Source organism: Sciscionella marina DSM 45152 (assembly GCF_000379465.1).
Classification (GTDB): Bacteria; Actinomycetota; Actinomycetes; order Mycobacteriales; family Pseudonocardiaceae; genus Sciscionella; species Sciscionella marina.
In genome coordinates this window covers 1-13,335 of sequence record NZ_KB905395.1, presented here as the reverse complement: position 1 = coordinate 13,335, position 13,335 = coordinate 1, and the positions used below count along the sequence as shown (strand labels likewise).

15 protein-coding genes and 1 pseudogene are annotated in these 13,335 nt (G+C 64.6%); 7 read left to right on the top strand and 9 right to left on the bottom strand.

Annotated elements, in window-relative coordinates; translation table 11 throughout:
- Positions 1 to 87: 87 nt before the first annotated feature.
- From A37U_RS54950 to A37U_RS0121885, 4 genes are all read right to left on the bottom strand, one after another.
- Positions 88 to 270 (bottom strand): FxLD family lanthipeptide, encoded by a 183-nt coding sequence (locus A37U_RS54950; protein WP_020498823.1) that lies wholly within the window; start codon positions 268 to 270, stop codon positions 88 to 90.
- A 76-nt stretch (positions 271 to 346) separates the two neighbouring features.
- A complete protein-coding gene (fxlM, locus tag A37U_RS0121895) occupies positions 347 to 1,642 on the bottom strand; it encodes a methyltransferase, FxLD system (RefSeq protein ID WP_020498822.1) in 1,296 nt (431 codons plus the stop codon).
- Positions 1,639 to 2,172: an NUDIX hydrolase gene (locus A37U_RS0121890; RefSeq protein ID WP_020498821.1), complete on the bottom strand. Its 534-nt coding sequence runs from the start codon at positions 2,170 to 2,172 to the stop codon at positions 1,639 to 1,641. Before A37U_RS0121890 ends, fxlM begins: the two co-directional genes overlap by 4 nt.
- Before the next feature lie 180 nt (positions 2,173 to 2,352).
- Positions 2,353 to 2,820, bottom strand: coding sequence for a hypothetical protein (locus A37U_RS0121885; protein ID WP_026197483.1), 468 nt, complete (start codon positions 2,818 to 2,820; stop codon positions 2,353 to 2,355).
- Positions 2,821 to 3,865: 1,045 nt separating this feature from the next.
- Between A37U_RS0121885 and A37U_RS0121875 the strand changes: the two genes are divergently transcribed.
- From A37U_RS0121875 to A37U_RS0121865, 3 genes are all read left to right on the top strand, one after another.
- Complete coding sequence (locus A37U_RS0121875; protein WP_020498818.1) at positions 3,866 to 4,351, top strand: NUDIX domain-containing protein; 486 nt, start codon at positions 3,866 to 3,868, stop codon at positions 4,349 to 4,351.
- The gene (locus tag A37U_RS0121870) at positions 4,348 to 5,547 is read left to right on the top strand and encodes a helix-turn-helix domain-containing protein (protein WP_020498817.1); all 1,200 of its coding nucleotides are present in this window, start codon (positions 4,348 to 4,350) and stop codon (positions 5,545 to 5,547) included. Before A37U_RS0121875 ends, A37U_RS0121870 begins: the two co-directional genes overlap by 4 nt.
- Before the next feature lie 332 nt (positions 5,548 to 5,879).
- A complete protein-coding gene (locus tag A37U_RS0121865) occupies positions 5,880 to 6,350 on the top strand; it encodes a hypothetical protein (protein ID WP_157182957.1) in 471 nt (156 codons plus the stop codon).
- 23 nt (positions 6,351 to 6,373) lie between these two features.
- Here the strand turns inward: A37U_RS0121865 and A37U_RS0121860 are convergent, their stop codons facing one another.
- Positions 6,374 to 6,751 (bottom strand): DUF397 domain-containing protein, encoded by a 378-nt coding sequence (locus A37U_RS0121860; protein WP_020498815.1) that lies wholly within the window; start codon positions 6,749 to 6,751, stop codon positions 6,374 to 6,376.
- A 29-nt stretch (positions 6,752 to 6,780) separates the two neighbouring features.
- Positions 6,781 to 7,665, bottom strand: a complete 885-nt coding sequence (locus A37U_RS0121855; RefSeq protein WP_026197482.1) for a helix-turn-helix domain-containing protein — start codon at positions 7,663 to 7,665, stop codon at positions 6,781 to 6,783.
- Positions 7,666 to 8,085: 420 nt separating this feature from the next.
- Between A37U_RS0121855 and A37U_RS54460 the strand changes: the two genes are divergently transcribed.
- From A37U_RS54460 to A37U_RS49920, 3 genes are all read left to right on the top strand, one after another.
- Entirely contained in the window at positions 8,086 to 8,211 is a 126-nt protein-coding gene (locus A37U_RS54460; protein WP_276142042.1) for a hypothetical protein, read from the top strand.
- Positions 8,212 to 8,252: 41 nt separating this feature from the next.
- Positions 8,253 to 8,717, top strand: coding sequence for a hypothetical protein (locus A37U_RS0121845; protein WP_020498812.1), 465 nt, complete (start codon positions 8,253 to 8,255; stop codon positions 8,715 to 8,717).
- A gap of 263 nt (positions 8,718 to 8,980) precedes the next feature.
- A complete protein-coding gene (locus tag A37U_RS49920; protein ID WP_157182955.1) occupies positions 8,981 to 10,219 on the top strand; it encodes a helix-turn-helix domain-containing protein in 1,239 nt (412 codons plus the stop codon).
- Positions 10,220 to 10,278: 59 nt separating this feature from the next.
- Here the strand turns inward: A37U_RS49920 and A37U_RS0121835 are convergent, their stop codons facing one another.
- Positions 10,279 to 10,914, bottom strand: a complete 636-nt coding sequence (locus A37U_RS0121835; protein WP_020498810.1) for an HAD family hydrolase — start codon at positions 10,912 to 10,914, stop codon at positions 10,279 to 10,281.
- A 104-nt stretch (positions 10,915 to 11,018) separates the two neighbouring features.
- Between A37U_RS0121835 and A37U_RS51750 the strand changes: the two genes are divergently transcribed.
- A complete protein-coding gene (locus tag A37U_RS51750; protein ID WP_020498809.1) occupies positions 11,019 to 11,192 on the top strand; it encodes a hypothetical protein in 174 nt (57 codons plus the stop codon).
- 122 nt (positions 11,193 to 11,314) lie between these two features.
- On the opposite strand, the pseudogene A37U_RS0121825 reads toward A37U_RS51750, so the two are convergent.
- Both A37U_RS0121825 and A37U_RS44600 read right to left on the bottom strand, forming a co-directional pair.
- Positions 11,315 to 12,283, bottom strand: a pseudogene (locus A37U_RS0121825) (IS3 family transposase); the annotation flags it as partial.
- 17 nt (positions 12,284 to 12,300) lie between these two features.
- On the bottom strand, positions 12,301 to 13,335 hold a 1,035-nt coding region (locus tag A37U_RS44600), incomplete at its 5' end, for an IS110 family RNA-guided transposase (protein WP_020498807.1).

Below are 13,335 nucleotides of genomic sequence, written 5' to 3'. Positions count from 1 at the left end.
CGAAAGCCAGAAACGACAAGAGAAACCACGCGGATGCCGGGTGCCCCGGTACAGCGAGGCGCGTACCGAGGCACCCGGGATTGAGGGTTAGGACGGGTTGTTGGCCTGGCTATTGCACGCTGAGCCCTGACAGGTGTGCCCGCACCCATCACTGGTGTTGCAACCCAGCTTCGCCAACGGAACCGCGGACTCGATCACCGCGAACTCCAGCCGAAAACCGTCCTCACCAACCGCTTCCGGACTAGCGAGCGTGGCATCTACGGTGGACATCACGAACCCACTTCCTTCCTCATCAAGGGTTTCCTTCACCAAATCCCTGACCAAGCCCCAAAAGTGAGTGCCGGATTTATCCGGCGGGGGTGGGCCAGGAGACCATCACCCGGCAGTGGTGTTTGTCGAATACCGCCACAGATCCCTCGGGGTCTCCGGCGGGGATCATGGCTTTGTCGGGGGTGTTGTAGAGCCACACGCTGATCTGCGGGCCAGGGCCACCACGGTGGTCGTGGTCCCAGTTGCGGATCTGGGCGGCCATGGTCGCCACCGCGTCCTCGGCGGCCGGGCCGAACCCGTGCGCGCCGAGCTCGAACACTCCCTCATCGCGGCGGGCGCTGACCAGATACGCGAACGAGGCCTGATCCGAATGCAGGAACGCGGTCGGGAACCAGCGCTGGCCCGCGTCCACCAGGTGTGGGGCACGCTCGTCGGGGTTGTAGTCGTCGGCGACAGCGAACGAACAGAACCCGGGCAGAGTGCTGGCCAGCCACAGCAACAGGTCCTCGAACGATTCCATGCCGCCCACGGTGACTCCGGACCAGGCGGTTGCCCGCTCGGTGCCCAGCACCCCACCCAAGGTGTGTGGGTTGTCGGGGCCGTTGTTGTCGTCGAAGCGCAGTGCGACCTGGTCGCCGTAGAGCAGCAGCATCCGCTCGGTGTGCGCGCCCGCGCCTTGGACTTCAACAAACCCGCACGTTTCGGCTGAGCGGGCCACGAACCGGTCCCCGCTGCGATCCAGGGCCAGCGACCGTGTCAACCCGCGCATCCGCAACGGAACCACGATCCGGCCCCCGTCGGTGAGTTGCGTGATCCAAGCCGGTGGCAGGTCCCAGCAACCAACCGTAGTCAAGATGCGATCGAAAGGTGCCGACTCCGGCAAACCATTCTCGGCGTCCGCCGTCTCTACACGAACCTGCTTGTATCCGTTGGCGTCCAGCAGGCGCCGGGCTTGGGCGGTGATCTCGGGATCGATGTCGATCGAGATCACTTCACCGGTGTCGCCGACCAGCTCGGCTAGCATCGCCGCGTTCACCCCACCCGAGCCGATCTCCAACACCCGCATCCCCGGGCGCACATCGGCCTGCTCCAACTGGAACGCCTGAATCTGCGGCGCCGAAATACTCGACACCGCACGCCCATGCTCATCCCGCTTGGTGACTACCGCGTTCGCCGCGGCGTACACTTCCTCGACCGCCACCTCGGGCGCGAACTCTTCACGGCCCAGGCGCATGAATACATCCGATACCCGCACCGTCCTGAGTGCGCGCATATGCCACAGCTCGTGCATCATCGCTTGGCGAGCATCCTCGATCCGGTCCTGATCCGCCCGTCCGATGCGCTGGTTTGGCCGGTTGTTCTTGCTGCTCACCGTGAATCGTGTCCTTTTCCCTGTGCTTCGCTGTCGTGGATCTGACTGGGTGGTGTGTTGTCGTGAGGTTCTGTTGGTGCGCCCCCGTGGGGGATCTGATCGAGGGGCCAGCCGACCTCGTTGGGCAGCCCGTCGTGAGGGACCACCCACGAACTGCGGGGCAAGGTGGCCTGCGACCACGGGTCCGTCGGTGACGGGAGGTCGTCTCCCAGGTCGAACCATCGGCCACGTGCGGCTTTCGCGGCCTCGGCAACGGCCTCAAGCTGAAACACCAGAACCCACCCATACCCGGTATCGACTTCGAAAACACCCACCGGCACGACTTCTTGGAGGTCGCCGGAGAAGTCAAGGCCGGTCTGTTCGCGAACATGTTCGTCCAGCGCGGCGCGGACCGAGGTGTTCTCCACGAATCCGCCCGGCAGTGCCCAGCCCTGCGGTCCTTGTACGAGCAGAATTGGAACCTTGTCGCGGTGGTCGTCGCGATCGTGGATCACGATTTCCGCGCGAACCCGCCAACCATGGTCAGCCATCACACACTCCCCATGCGGGGTGTGGCCAGATGATGGGGGAGACCGGGGCCGCCCAGCGGCGCCCCGACGGCCCCGGCTTCCCCATACCGCTGCTCTCGCGGGGAGTCCACGCAACAGCGGCCGTCCCGCACCCCGCCAACAACGCACAACCCGGTCAGTATCAGCACGGGAAGCAGGCAGCTAGCGCTGATCATGCTGACCTCCGGGCGGGTGCGGGTCTCCGGGCGCCGACTCGCGTGACCGGTCGAGGTCTTGAGCGTTGTCCATGGCCAGCTTCGCGGCCTCAGCCAAGGAAAAGGCCGTGCGTTTCAACAGTTCGTGCAGGTCAGCGGCAGTGCGCGTGTTCTCCAACATTGCCACCGCACCACTACCGGAGAGCACATGGATCGAGTTCAGCGAATCGACCACCTCCGGCCGCAACAGCGCACCCTCACCCGCAGGAGCCGAATCGAGCGCGGTCTCCGAACTGACCCTCTGGCGCACCGACTCTTCCACTTCCGCGGCGGTCTCGCGCAATTCCTTCGCGTATCCCAGCAACCGGTCCGCCGAGATCTCCCCGCGCAGCGCCCGAAACGCCACCGCCCGCCACTTGCCCTCCTGCTGCAGAAATGAGTACGCCAGCTCCATCCAGGACAACGGCCGCGGCATTACCGACCCCACCGAACAGCACGCCGGTCAACCACAACCACACGCGCCAGAAGATCCTCACGCCGCGCAGCCTTCCGGCGGCCAGCGGTCTCGATCCGTCGCCTGATCGCCTCCGGACGCGCATTCATCGCAGCCACGAACTCACGCTGCCGAGCACGCCCCTCGGCGCTATCACCGCGACCGCGATGAGTAAAACCCCATCCAGAACGCATTACCTTCCTCCCCAAATCGTCGTCGAAGCCCATAACACCCAGCACGAAACCCGGGGAACCTGCGCGTTCCCGATGAATGGTCGTAGCGCGGGCACTGCTTCTCGTCGTTGTTTTCGAGCGGGTGGAACACGGCAAGACGGAACACGCTCGGGTCGATTCCGCCCCGCCGTGAGCTATCGGGCAACGGCCGGCGAATCACCCCAATATCCTGTACACGCGGCCGTTTCGGTGGTCATCGTGCTCATCCGTTCGGTTCCCTCGTTGGTGTGTCGGTTCTGTACAGCATCGACTGGCATACCCGGAACAGTGAAGTGTCTGGCTGTTGCCAGCCGTTGCCAATTCGCCTGGAGCCTGAAGACGCTGCGCGTGCTGCCACCGACATCAACCTGTCCTCGCTGGCCCAGTACACGAGATCTAGCTGCGAAGAGCCGCCTTCGCTGGACACAGAGCAACGCCCAATCACACCCGAACGCCTTCACGCCCAGCCCCGCGCAGTCGCCATCTTCCATGACGCACCGCAGAACCTGCTGCGTTTCGCTCTCGACTAGCTCGTCATCGACGTCCCGGCCACCTCGTGTTCGCGAGCATGACGTGGTGTTGGAGACTTCTCTCGCCAACGAGGCATTACGGATCGTGTCGCGGTAGGTCATCGTGTCTCTTCCAGCTTGCAGACTCTCTGCTGAGGTGCTTCGCCGCTCGCGCGTAAATCCGATCGTCGTACATCGCCTGGTTGCACGGAACGGTTCATGAAGCCCTGTCTGTGGCCGTGATCCAACGGAACTAGGCGTTTTGGGCCTAGAAGTGGGCACAGCGGGTGGTCGTACAATGCTGGAATGGACTTGTTGCCGTTTGACGAGTACGTGGCCTCGCTGAATCGGAAACGGAATTCGGCTGCCGCAGTGTTCTACGACGCCGACGGCCGTGTTCTGCTCGTCGAACCGACCTACAAGCCACATCTCGACCTACCTGGCGGCGCGGTCGAGGCGGACGAACCACCCTGGCAAACCGTTGCCCGCGAGGTTTATGAAGAGCTCGGAATACGGCGAACGTTCGCCGCACCGGTGGTCATCGACTACACGCCGACCAACGAACGCCTCCCCGAGGGATTCGCGTGGGTATTCGATGGTGGCCTGATCACCGAGTCCGAGGTCAAGGCACTGGAGCTGACCGACCCCGAGATTCACTCCGTTACCCTGCATCACCTTGACGAGGTGGCCGACCAGACAAAGCCGGACCTAATCAGGCGGATTGCGGTCGCGCTCGAAGTCGTGAACACCGGCGGGTTCGCGCTCTGCGAGAACGGAGAGCGCGTGCGGTGACCGATCTAGCGGCGAACCTGGCTCGACTTCGTAAGGCCCGTGACCTCTCTCAAGAGGAACTGGCCGAGGCAGCCGAGGTCGGCACGGACACCGTGGCCCGTATCGAACAGGGCAAGCGACGCACCGCCCGTCCAACCACGATCGACCGGCTTGCCACTGCGCTCGGCGTCACACCTCAAGCTCTCGGCGGCAGTGCCCCCAGCGAGGGCCAGAACGAGCGAAGCATCGAAGACCTACGCGCCGCGATTACCGCGAGCGAGGACATTCCCGGCATGCGCGACCTCGCCGACGACGATCGCGAACTGCTCAGCCTTCCCCAACTGGACATCGCAGCGCACAGTGCGTGGGCTGCGTACGTCGAGGGACAACACGATCGGCTCATCGACACGCTCCCTGTCCTTCTCGGCGACGCACGAAGGTTCGTCCACGCCTCTCCTGACGATCAACGCAGCGCTGGGCAACGCGTGCTATCCACCGCCTACCGTCTAGCTGCCGGGACAGCTGGCCGATTCGGTTGCACAGACCTGGCCTGGATCGCCGCCCACGAGGGCCTGGACCACGCCCGTCACTGCGACCAGCCAGAGCTCGAAGCTGCCATCGCTACCCGCTACCTCGTCTGGACCCTCGTTCGTCAACACCGGTACGCAGAGGCCGAACGCGTGGCCACCATCGCGGCAGAACGCATCGAACCACGAATGCTCGATCGTGACACGCAGCGCGCCGGAGTATTCGGCAACCTCCTGTTCAACGCCGCCACCGCCGCAACGCTCGCTGGAGCACACCCGCGCGCTGGCGACCTACTCGCCGAAGCCAGAGCCGCCGCTACCAGAGCAGAAGGCGATTGGGTCAGCGAGGCAGCCATCTTCGGTCCCCGTGTCGCCGCGTTCCAAACCATCGAACACACCATCCGCGCCGGAAACCCCGACGAAGCCGTACGACTCAACGCTGCCATCCCGAACGGCGGCGTCCCCGCATTCTGGGAAGCCGGTCACCGTCTGCTCATGGCTTCAGCCGAACTCGCCCTCAAACGCCGCGACCAAGCCCTGACCTACCTCGCCGAAGCCGCGCGTCTCGCTCCTGACTGGGCCAGCCGCCAACCGCTCGGCTGCTCAACCATGCAAGCCCTCATCGACCACGCCCCACGCCGCCGCACCCACACCTTCGCGCGCCTCGCCAACCTCTACAGACTCGTCTAGCAACAAGCTGAAAATCCGTCGGCCAGCGTCGCGTGGCGGTGTCCACGGAGGTCTTGGCGGTGCGCTGTGTCCTTGTTGGCACGATGGCGGGATGCGGACGTTGAGGCTTGACCTGCCGGACATGGTGACGGCGCGCTACCTCGTGCCGGCGCCGGGACCGGTGGGCGAACCGGTGCTCGACTTGCTCGCTGAACCGTTGCGTGGGCTGGTTCTGGATATGCGCGCGAGCGGGCTGGTTGAGGAGCGTTGCGATCCGGTGGAGGCCGTGTCGCCGTTGCCACCGGTCTACACCGGTGATGCGAGCGACTTGCACGGTGCGCGGTGGCTGGTCAGTGTCGGGTGTACGTATCTTCCGGGGTGGCCACCGGCGCACGAGTGGTCCGCGCGCGGTCGCGTTGGCGTACGGCAGGGCGAACTCGGTGCGGCCACTGGATTTCTGCACCTTCGAACTGATCGATTCCGCGGATGCGGGGCTGCCGACCGAGGACGAACCGCTGCGGCTGACGAAATGGATGAAACTCGATCACTTCCCCGACAACGACACGCTCACCGTGCAGACCACGGGGCTGGGCCGCTTCGGCCTACCAGAGCTGCACTGCCCTGGCATACTGCGGGATGGGTTGCGTGACTGGGCGGTCGTGCTCAACGAGCTCGCCTTGCGGTGCTGCGAGGCGCTCTTCGGGCTCTCGCGTGACACGAAAACCGTTGAACTGCTGGCCGAGCACGACATCCATGGCGCGAACCTTGCGCTCGAACCAGGTCCCGACGGGATGCTGCACGTGCAAGGCACGAGGCCGGTCTGAACGATCAGCCCGCATACGGGGGTTTAGGCGGCGGCGAGGGTGTCGTGGTCGAACTCGTGGTGGCAGACGCCGTGATGGAACGCGGCGATCTCGGCGGCGGTGAACACCAGGAACACCTCCGGGCGGGTGGCGGTGCTCATCCGGTAGGTGCCGTCTGGCTGGAGCGTGAGCGCCAGGTGCTCGACGGTGGGAGCGTCGTGGCGGATGGCGGCCTGGTAGGCGTCGAATTCTGCGGCGGTGAGCAGCAGGCGGTGATCCTGCTCGGAGCCGAAGACGGTTTTGTCATCGCGGATCTCGACCCGGTCGCTGTGACGGGCGACCCGTACGCAGTCCTTGTTGGGGTTGCTTCGGGTGGCTTTGCGGAAGTCGGTTTCGAGGAAGCGCGGGCGGGTGGTGCTCATGGCCTCGGGGACTCCTCCTCGATCGGGCGCTAGGCGGATCGGTTCGCGAACTCGCGGTCGACCTCGGTGAGGAACGACCGGGTTTCATCGTATCGGAGGGCGGCGTTGGATAGCCGTGCCCAGGCGTCTTCGTAGACCCGGACCGAGTCCTCGTCGTCGACGTAGCGGATCTCGCCCTGGCCCTCGACGTAGGCCATCTCCAGTGGTCCCGCCCGCCCTGGGGTGGGCACGCGGAGCACGACGAACGGGCATCCGATGGGTGAGCGGCGACCGGCGGGCTGGTCGAAGGGCATGACCTGCAAAAAGATGTTCGGCCGGTTGGAGAGTTTGATCAGGTGATCGATCTGTTCGCGCATCACCTCGGGCCCGCCCCATACCCGTCGCAGGCAGGACTCGGAGAGCACGACGTGCATGCTGGGCGGGTTGCTGGTGTCGAGGATCTGCTGGCGCGCGAGCCGGGCCTGGATCATGTCTTCGAGCGAGACGTCGTTGATGTTCGGCTCGTCGGCGTGCAGCGCACGCACGTAGGACTCGCACTGGAACAGTCCGAACACGATCTCGACTTCCAGCGCGGAGAACTTGTCGGCGTGTTGTTCCAGGTCGATGCGCAGGCGAATGTCCTCGGAGTAGGCGCGACGGTGACCGGTGTTCCAGAAGCCCCGCTTGTGATAGTCGCGGCGCAACTCGCGCAGCACTTCGAGGTAGTCCGGGTCGGTGAACCCGAGCCCGGTGGCCAGCAGGGTCAGGTCGCCGGGCGTGATCGTGCCGGTCCCGTTGAGCAGGCCCGCGATGCGTGACTGGCTGGTCTCCAGGATCTTGGCGGCTTGCGTCTGCGAGATCCCGGTTTTGTCGATCATGTAGGCGATCTCGCGTCCCAACAGTCGTTTTTTGGTCGTTGGGTTTCCCGCTGGCACCGGTTCTCCTTCGCTCGAACACGTCACGCCGCACCGTGGGGCCCGGCGAGCCCGCGCGATGCTGTAGCGGAAGGATATCTCGCCCCCTCCTATCAACCAACACATATTGAAGGTTGATTATCAACCTTCAATACCGTATGTTCGATATTGTCAGGTTGATACACGTAGGTTGTGGTGATCACGATGGAGTGTTCCCCGCGGATCCCCGGCGAACGCGGTACTCCCAACCGTTCGACAGCGCACCGACCAGGGCGCTGCGCGTCCGTGGCGGCGCCAGACTGCGTCGGGACCAGTCTTCTCGACTCGGACGCCGGTCGCGACGCGGCGCACCAAGCCATCGCGGCTGGCGTCCGCCCCGCACCGCACTACCGAGCCCTACCCGACCGAACAGGGTTCATGACCGGAATCCAGGAGAGCGCGATGCCACGACCACCCGTACGGGGAACGTTCGCCGGACCCACGGCCGCGTTGAAGTTCTCCCTCGTGGCCCTCACAGTGGTCGCGATGCTCGCAGCGGTGACCACCATCGGACTGGTCTTGGCATGACCGCCGCAGACCGCGCTCGGACACCGCAACGGTGGTCGACCGTGATCGCCACGAGCGACCCGGACGAAACCTGTCGTGCGATTCGCCGCGCCGGAGGTGTCCGCAGCTGGAGAGAACCGGATCGGCACACCAGTCACACCTGCGCCTACCGTCTCGACCAGGCGGACATTCAGCTGCGAATCCACGACCACCACTCGACCGTGCACATCAGCGCCGCCTCCGCCGACCAGGTCCGCGCCGCTGCGCTCGCCCTCGGTCACAACCAGATCCCGCACATCGAACGCTGGCAACCAACGAGGGAACCAATGACCCCACAACCACACAGCACCAGCACGGATGCGCGCGAGATGGAAGCCGAACTCGAAGCCACACAACGATCAGTGCAGCGCGCCCGAGCCACGCTGCACACCAGCGGTGCGCTGAACACCAGCGCCTGTCGCGCACTGCTGGAGCGCCTGCGCGACACCGCGCAGACCGTGCTCACCTACGACCACACCCGCCCCTGAAACCTCGACAGGGCAACGGGGCCCCGCACGTGGTCGCTCGGAGCACGGCGGCGGCGTCGGACGGTGAAAGGCAACCGGCCTGCCCCGAACATCGTCCGACGCCACCGAGACCATCCAGCCCCACACCAACCGGGAAGAAGCCGCACATGACCGGTCAACCGAACTGCTGGTTACCTGTGGCCGGTCCAGGTCCGTCTGCCAGTCGTATGACTATGTCCGGCAGTGAGAGCCACGCCTCGTGGCAACGCAGCTATAGTCGGCGTGTGCAACTGGCGCACCGTTTGCGATCCGCGCGCGAGGCAGCAGGGTTGAGCCTCGCGGCTATGGCCGCATCTGTAAATTTGCACAAGTCCGTGGTCTCGCGTATGGAGAACGGCAAGCGCACGATCCGTCCGGAATATGTTCAGGCTTACGCCCGAGTCCTGAACATCTCGGTGGAGTCCCTCTACGCCTTCGCTCCCGACGAGTTTTCCACCCCAGTACAGGACAGGGACGACAGCCTCATCGGCGTGTACGAACATGACCCTTCGGGTTCGTCTGGGGCTGACCCAATTACATCGGGGGTGGCCAGCCTGCGCATGGCTCTGGATCGATGGGACACGCCACCCGATGGGAACATACGATCGTTGCCCGCGCTCCGCACGGCTGTGCGGCGATTGAACGCCCATCGACTACAAGCTCGCTACTCGGCGCTATCGCTGGAGTTGCCGGATGTACTCGATGAGTTGGCACGCGCGGTAGCGCAGGCCACCTGCGAGAGCCGAGAAGAAGCGTTGCGCCTGGCTACTCTGGCCTACCGCGCCGCCGACGGGCTGGCGTATAAATCTGGATTCCTGGACCTGTCGGCGCGCATCGTCGACCATATGCGGCGTCTCGCCGCGCAGGCGGATGATCCACTGGTGCAAGCAGCTGTTTCCTATGTACGGACCGAGACCTTCTTCGTCACAGGTGACCTAGCCACCGCGCGCCGTGCCCTCACCAGCGCCGCGGACAACGTCGGCCATCGCGAGGGAAGCTCGGTATCGGCACTCGCAGCGGTGGGAGCCCTGCACATGCGTGCAGCCGTTGTCGCTGCTCGCGCGTACGACCCGGGAGACGCCTGGGCCCATCTAGCCGAAGCCCGACGATGCACACAGCATGTTCCCGAAGGGATCTATCTAGGAACAGCGTTCGGTCCAGCGTCATTGCGGATTCATGACCTGGCGGTCGCTGTCGAGCTCGGCGATAGCCCAGCCTCAGTGCAACGCGCGACCGTCTGGCAGCCGCCTGACGACCTCCCCGCCGAGCGGCGCTCGCACTACTACATCGACCTCGCCCGTGCTCAGCTCGACCTCGAACACTCCGAGGATGCATACCGATCACTGCAACGAGCTCACTCGATCGCTCCGCAACACACGCGCGAGCACCCAGGAGTCCGCCAAACTGTGCATCGACTGCTCGCCACCGGGTACACCTCCAGCTCACCGGTACCGGGCCTGGTGCTCCGGGAATCAAGACACTGAAGCTTCTATCGGCGGACCGGTAGATATCCGCGGACGCGCCCGGACAACGTGGGCGCGAGCTAGATGATGCGCGGAAGTTCCAACAGCGAATCCACGACCCAGTCCGCATGCTCGCGCGTTGCCGCATCGTCGGCCCACAAATAGCCCCATGGACCACGTCGAATCAATACGGTCTGGAGCCCGAAGGCCTTGGCGGGGATTATGTCGTTGTCCCGATGGTCGCCGACATACGCGATCTCATCTGGCTCGCCAGGAGCAAGGTCGATGATCTTCTGGAAAAACCCGGGGTGCGGTTTCGACACGCCCCATTCGCCAGACGTGGCGATGTGATCGACCGGTAGTGCCAAGCTCCGCAACAGCTGAGCAGCTCGAACAGTCTGGTTCCCCGCCACGCCAACCCAGAGTCCCTTGTCCCGCAGCTGCTGCAGACATGGCTGAGTGTCGGCGTACAGGTCGGCTTCCCCGATCTGTTCACCCCAGCCTGCTTCTTCCCGAAGCTGGCGCTCGTGGGCGACGTCGAACCCGGGACGGAAGTACTCGAAAGTCTGCGCGTTGTCCTGCCCGGCAGCGGTCACCGCCCCCAACACCGCTGAGAACGTGTGTCGAGGGACGGTGATCCAATCAGCCCACAACCCCCATTCACGCGAATCGTCCAGCAACGTCTCGCCCACGTCGAACACCACCGACTTCAACACACCACTATTCCTACTTCATCCACCGGCATGAGATCCACCGGGTGAACACGGGAACCACAGCGCGGGGCGCGACCGAGCAGAACTTGAGAGGTAAGCTGTCATCCGTGAAACGCCAGGTGTGGCTGACGACCGTGATCAGTTCTCTGGTCGCGGTGGGGGTCGTGCTGACCGTGACTGGCCTGTACTCGTTGCCAACGGCAGCAGTGATCACCGGAAGCCTGCTGCTCGGTGTGATTGTCACTTTGGTAGTGCACCGTGCGATCGAACCTAACCGGTAGGAATCCGCACTGCTCGGTAAGACTGGTCTGCGTGTCCGTAGAAACCCGGCGGTGGACTATCGGGACACAAACCCGAGGCGAGAACAATCCGCAGCTTGAATCGCCCCGGCGTGTCCGGAGAGTTATTGGTTTGAGAGCCCGGCGGGTTGCTGGGCTCGGTGTTGATCGTAGTAGGCGGTTTCGAGTTGTGCGGGTGGGATGTCGCCGCAGTACCGGTAGAGACGCCTGTGGTTGTACCAGTCGACCCATTCGGCTGTGGCCAGTTCGACTTGTTCGACGGTGCGCCACGGTTTGCCGGGTTTGATCAGTTCGGTCTTGTAGAGACCGTTGATCGTCTCGACGAGCGCGTTATCGTAGCTGTCACCGATGCTGCCGATCGAGGCATCGATGCCGGCTTCGGCGAGCCGTTCGGTGAAGGCCAGCGAGGTGTATTGGCTGCCTGCGTCGTGATGATGAATCAGACCGCTCAGATCGGTTGTGCCGTAACGGTTTCGGGTCCAGATCGCGTGCTCGACCGCGTCCAGCACGAGGCTGGTGGTCATACTCGTGGAACTGCGCCAGCCCAGGATGCGACGGGCGTAGGCGTCGATCACGAACGCGACATACACCCACCCGGACCATGTCGAAACATAGGTGAAGTCCGCTACCCACAACAGGTTCGGCGCCCGCGGGTTGAACCGGCGATCCACCAGATCCGCCGCCCGCGGCGCGGACGGATCGCTGATGGTGGTGCGCTTGACCTTCCCACGAACAGCACCAGCCAGGCCGAGTTCCCGCATGAGCCGTTCCACGGTGCAGCGTGCTACCCGGACACCCTCCCGGTTCAACGTCAGCCACACCTTCCTAGCCCCGTAAACACCGAAATTCTCCTGGTACACACGGGAAACCTCGGTCTTGAGTTCGTCGTCTCGGACCTGCTGCCGCAACCGCCTACGGCCACGATGCTCGTAGTAGGTTGATGGGGCGATCCCGCAACCGTGCTCCGAAAGCACCGCGCAAATCGACTCGACACCCCACACCAACCCACCATGGTCACGATATCCTTGATGCTGCTGGATAAACCGCACGATCAGCGCTGTGGCCGGTCGAGCTCGGCGATACTCCTATGTCAAGCCGCTGCCGGCAGCGACGGTTCGTCAGCCTGATCGGCGACCCGAGCACGGACTCGTTCGTCGGTGCGCAGTGCCGTGAACGCGACGTCGGACAAGCGCCGACGAAGCAGGCGAATGGCTTCGGTGCGGCCCTTCCCAGCGGCTTCGAGCTTGTCCAGGTATGCCCTGCCTGGCCCGTAGCCGCGGGACTGGGTCACCGCGACCATGTGCAGCGCGGTGTTGATGGTGCGGTTGCCGCCACGGTTGAGTCGCACCTTGCCTTTGCTGCTGCCGGACCAGACCGGGATCGGGGCTGTTCCGGTGAACCGCGCATAGGCGTCATTGTTCCGGAAGCGGTGTGCGCCGGCGGTCTCGCCAACGATCATCGCTGCGCCGAGGATGCCGCAGCCAGGAACCGCGAGCAGCGAGGGTGCAAGCTCCCGCACCAACGGACGCAGCTCGGCCTCCAGGCCGTTGATCCTCTCGGTCAGTCGGCGCGCCTCCGCGACGAGCTCGCGGGCCAAGCGCGCGACCATGCCATCGAACTCCTCGAGCTTCACGGCCAACTCGTCCATCACACGGTAGCGACGCAGCCCCCGGCTAGGGATGTGCAGCGAGGGGGCCAACTCGTGCAGGTGCCAGCGCAGCCGGTTATGCACGCGAGTGCGCTGAGCGACAAGGTCGCGGCGGTAGCCGACGATTAGCTTGACCTCGCGGGTCGGTCCATCAAGCTCGGCGACCGGCAGGTCAGGCTGACGCAACGCCGCCAAAGCCACAGCCTCGGCGTCGATGGGGTCCGACTTGCCCGGCTGGCGTGCACCCCGTCGAGCACCAGCCATCAACCGGGNCGGAACGCGGACGACTCGGTAGCCGGCGGTGAGCAGATCGCGTTCGAGACGGCGAGTTAGATGACGGCAGTCCTCGAGCGCGAACGCGACCTCGTCCCACTGAGCAGCCCACTGCACCAACGCGAGATGGCCATCGCTGGTCGCAGCAACGGTCTTCTCACCGACCCGCCGGCCGACGTCGTCCAACGCGACGACCGTGTGGGT